The organism is Micromonospora sp. NPDC049089 (assembly GCF_040648775.1).
In the GTDB taxonomy this organism is placed as follows: Bacteria; Actinomycetota; Actinomycetes; order Mycobacteriales; family Micromonosporaceae; genus Micromonospora.
On record NZ_JBEZEH010000338.1, the window covers coordinates 1 to 3,791 of the forward strand.

Annotated in this window: 3 protein-coding genes and 1 pseudogene; all 4 read left to right on the forward strand. The window is 73.0% G+C overall.

What is annotated here, in order from left to right:
- Positions 1-192: pseudogene (locus AB0B48_RS32235) on the forward strand (hypothetical protein); the annotation flags it as partial.
- Between the two features lie 86 nt (positions 193-278).
- Positions 279-1,226 (forward strand): 4-(cytidine 5'-diphospho)-2-C-methyl-D-erythritol kinase, encoded by a 948-nt coding sequence (locus tag AB0B48_RS32240; RefSeq protein WP_357208226.1) that lies wholly within the window; start codon positions 279-281, stop codon positions 1,224-1,226.
- A gap of 120 nt (positions 1,227-1,346) precedes the next feature.
- Positions 1,347-3,152, forward strand: a complete 1,806-nt coding sequence (locus AB0B48_RS32245; protein ID WP_357208228.1) for an ABC-F family ATP-binding cassette domain-containing protein — start codon at positions 1,347-1,349, stop codon at positions 3,150-3,152.
- A gap of 100 nt (positions 3,153-3,252) precedes the next feature.
- Positions 3,253-3,708 (forward strand): DUF4383 domain-containing protein, encoded by a 456-nt coding sequence (locus tag AB0B48_RS32250; protein ID WP_355005148.1) that lies wholly within the window; start codon positions 3,253-3,255, stop codon positions 3,706-3,708.
- Positions 3,709-3,791: the final 83 nt, after the last annotated feature.

The window sequence follows — 3,791 nt, forward strand, 5'->3', positions numbered from 1 at the left end:
GCCGCGGCGCGGGCGCCGGGGCCCACGCGCGGCCGCGCCGCGTTGGCCGGCTGGGCCGGCGGCGCGGACCGGGCCGCCGCGGCGCTCACCGCCGCCGGCGTCGACCCCGGCGCCCGTGGGGAGTCACTGACCGTCGAGCAGTTCGCCGCCATCGCCGCGTCGGCCCCGGTCGGTACGCCGGCCGGGAAGTAGGCTGACGCCGTGCCCGCCGAGGACGCTGAGGAGCTGATCGTGGCCAAGCCGTTCGACATCCGCCTGCCCGTGCGGGACATCACCCCGTGACCGAGGCCTGGCGACCGGACGACGACGAGCGACGCGGAGCCATCGGCCCGGTGCGGGTACGGGTGCCCGCGAAGATCAACCTGCACCTCGGGGTGGGCCCGCTGCGCCGGGATGGCTACCACGAGCTGAACACCGTCTACCACGCCATCTCGATCTACGACGAGCTGACGGCCCGCCGGGGCGACACCCTCGCCCTGACCATGGAGGGTGAGGGCACCGGCGAGCTGGCCCTGGACGACACCAACCTGGTGATCCGCGCCGCGCACGCCCTCGCCGGGTACGCGGGGGTGCTGCCGCACGCCCGACTGCACCTGCGCAAGCAGATCCCGCTCGCCGGTGGGTTGGCCGGCGGCAGCGCCGACGCGGCCGCCGCGCTGGTGGCCTGCGACGCGCTCTGGGGCACCGGGCTGTCCCGCGACGAGCTGGCCGGCATCGCCGCCGACCTCGGCTCGGACGTGCCGTTCCTGATCTACGGTGGCACCGCGCTGGGCACCGGCCGGGGCGAGGCGGTCAGCCCCGTGTTGGCCCGCGCCACCTCCTGGCACTGGGTGGTGGCGATCGCCGACGTCGGCCTCTCCACGCCGGCCGCGTACCGGGAGCTGGATCGGCTCCGCGACTCCGGTGCCGCCGGTACCCCGCTGGGCAGCACCGACGCGCTGCTGGGCGCGCTGCGCCAGCGTGACCCCCGGGTGCTCGCCCGTACGCTCGGCAACGACCTCCAGGACGCCGCGCTGGCCATGCGCCCGGCGCTGGCCGACACTCTGAAGGCCGGCGAGGCGGCCGGCGCGCTCACCGGCATCGTCTCCGGCTCCGGTCCGACCTGCGTGTTTCTCGCCGCCACCGCGGCCGACGCGGAGCGGATCGCCGCCGAGCTGACCACCGCGGGCGTCTGCCGGGAGGCGCGGGTAGCACACGGTCCGGTAGCCGGCGCCCGGGTCGGCTGACGACCCGTTCCACCGGAGCTGCCGGCGCGCGGCGCGGGCGTTCGGGGCTTCCGCGTACCCTTGGGACAGGCGTCCAGGTGCCCGCCGGCACCGGGACGCCTTGATCATGAAGGGTGGAACGTGGCGAACATCGTCAATCTGGACCGGGTGTCCAAGGGGTACGGCGCCGCCGGGCGGCTGCTCACGGACGTCTCGCTCGGCCTGGACGACGCCGACCGGATCGGCGTGGTCGGCCTCAACGGCGCCGGCAAGTCCACCCTGCTGCGGCTGCTCACCAAGCAGGAGGACCCCGACGACGGTCGGGTGACCCACCGCCGTGACCTGCGTGTGCTCTGGCTGCCGCAGCAGCTCACCCTCGCTCCCGAGGCGACCGTCCGGGACGTGGTGCTCGGCACCGCCTGGCTCGCCGAGGGCATGGGCGCCGAGCACGAGTGGGCCGGCGACTCCGGGGTGCGGGCCATCCTCGACGGCCTCGGCATGCCACACCTCGGCCTCGACCAGCCGGTCGGCCCGATGTCCGGTGGCGAACGCCGCCGCGTGGCGCTCGCCGCGCTGCTCGTGCGCGACTCCGACCTGCTCATCCTCGACGAGCCCACCAACCACCTGGACGTCGGCGGGGTCGACTGGCTGGCCCGGCACCTGGTCGGCCGCAAGGGCGCCCTCGTCGTGGTCACCCACGACCGGTGGTTCCTGGACGCGGTCTGCACCAACACCTGGGAGGTCGCCGACCAGACCGTCCGCGCCTACGAGGGTGGCTTCGCCGCCTGGACCCTCGCCCGCGCCGAGCGCGAGCGGGTCGCCGCCGCCACCGAGGCCCGCCGGCAGAACCTGCTCCGCAAGGAGATCGCCTGGCTGCGCCGTGGCCCGCCCGCGCGGACCTCCAAGCCGCAGTTCCGCATCGACGCCGCGAACGCGTTGATCGCCGACGTGCCGCCAGCGCGCGACACCATGTCGTTGCAGCGGATGGCGGTTTCCCGCCTGGGCAAGCAGGTGTACGAGCTGGAGAACGTCGAGCTGCACGCCGGCCCGAAGGAAATCCTGCGCGACACCTCCTGGCTCGTCGGCCCCGGCGACCGGATCGCCATCCTCGGTGCCAACGGCGCCGGCAAGACCACGCTGCTGCGGATGCTCGCCGGCATCACCCGCCCCGATGGCGGTCGCCTCGGCACCGGCTCCACGGTGCGGCCCGCTTTCCTCTCCCAGGAGCTCACCGAGCTGCCCGGGCACCTGCGGGTGCTGGAGGCGGTGGAGGACGTCGCCCGCCGGGTTCAGCTCGGCGACCGGGAGGTCTCCGCTTCGCAGCTCGCCGAGGTGTTCGGCTTCGACGACCGCCGGCTCTGGACCCCGGTCAGTGATCTCTCCGGTGGGGAGCGCCGGCGGTTGCAGATGCTGCGGCTGCTGGCCGGCGAGCCCAACGTGCTGCTCTTCGACGAGCCCACCAACGACCTGGACACGGACACCCTCGCCTCGCTGGAGGACCTGCTCGACTCGTGGCCCGGCACGATCATCGTGGCCAGCCACGACCGTTACCTGATCGAGCGGGTCACCGACACGGCGTACGGGATGTTCGGCGACGGTCGACTGGTGCACCTGCCGGGCGGTGTGGACGAATACCTCGCGCGGACGGCCGAGCGGGCCGGCTCTCCCCGGGCGGGCGTGACCTCGACCTCCGCACCCGGTGCTCCCTCGGGAGGCGGTATGACCGCCGCCGAGGTCCGGCAGGCCCGCAAGGAACTGACCCGGCTGGAGCGCCAGCTCAGCAAGCTTGACCAGCGCGAGACCACGCTGCTCGATCAGCTTGCGGCGGACGCCACCGACTACGCCCGGGTCGCCGAGTTGGACACCCAGCTGAAGGATCTGCGCGCCGAACGGGAGCGGATCGAGGAGAGCTGGATGACCCTCGCCGAGGACCTGCCCGAGAGCTGATCGGCCGGGCACGCCGGCCCGGCCCCCGTGTGCGGCGTCACACCACCACATGCGAGACAATCGTCGGCGACACCTACCCCACGGCGTTGGAGACACAGACATGGCACACACCCCCGTCAACCACCCCGCGCGGCCGATCTACCGGGCGATCGGCGGGCTGACCGGTCTGTACCTGGTCGTCTTCGGGGTGCTCGGCATCATCGCCAGCACCGGCAACGAGATCCTCGCCCAGGACGACACCCGGGTCCTCGGTCAGGGCACCAACCTCGGCTTCTCGCTGTTCAGCGTGCTGGTCGGGGTCGTCGTGCTGGTCGGCACCGCGCTCGGCCGCAACATCGACGTGGCGATCAACCAGTGGCTGGCGTACGGCCTCATGGTGGTCAGCCTGGCCGGTCTCGCGTTCATCCGGACCGACGCGAACATCTTCAACTTCAGCATCACCACTGTGGTCGTGGTGATGACGGCAGCCCTGGTGCTGCTCATGGTCGGCATGTACGGCAAGGTCGGCACGGATGACGAGGCGGAGGCGTTCCAGAAGGCTCGTCTCGTTCTCTGATCTGCTCTGGTCGTGGGTTTTCCGCCGGAGCCCGAGCTGCTCCGGGCGGTCAGGCTTGATCCCTGCGCAGCTCGGGCTCCGGC